The 421-nt window shown below is 44.2% G+C and carries 1 protein-coding gene; it reads right to left on the bottom strand.

What is annotated here, in order from left to right; translation table 11 throughout:
* Positions 1 to 57: 57 nt before the first annotated feature.
* Positions 58 to 421, bottom strand: a 364-nt coding sequence (locus CIL05_RS22470; protein WP_206207828.1) for a hypothetical protein, incomplete at its 5' end; no start/stop codon positions are given.

Here is a 421-nt window from a genome sequence, read left to right as displayed (position 1 = left end):
CGATGTGGAAGTAAAAGTCGTAACAAGGTAACCGTAGGTGAACCTGCGGTTGGATCATTACAAAATTTGGTGAACAACCAATATTTGTTTCTCTGCTTTTCGAGTTTTCCGGTGGCACTTGTTTGTTTTGGTGATTCTGTCAACGTGGAGTACAATGGAAGCCCTTCGGGCACTAAGTTGTGGCGCCGCGGTGCGGGACACTTTCGGACAATGACATCGGAGTAGGCTTGCTGGGGAACCATCTTCGGATTGTTCCTCGTGCAAGCCTGACCATTTTTGGATGGTCGCTTTATTTTTTCTTTTCTTTGCTTTTTTTTTTAATGTCTGACTCATTACTCCCTTTTCTAAGGGTGAAAATGAAAAAACAACTTTTGACAACGGATCTCTTGGCTCTCGCATCGATGAAGAACGCAGCTTGACT

Origin of the sequence: Virgibacillus profundi, from assembly GCF_002287375.1 — a bacterium.
Classification (GTDB): Bacteria; Bacillota; Bacilli; order Bacillales; family Amphibacillaceae; genus Virgibacillus_K; species Virgibacillus_K profundi.
The sequence above is the reverse complement of the archived record's forward strand: the minus strand, read 5'-3'. Positions and strand labels throughout refer to the sequence as shown.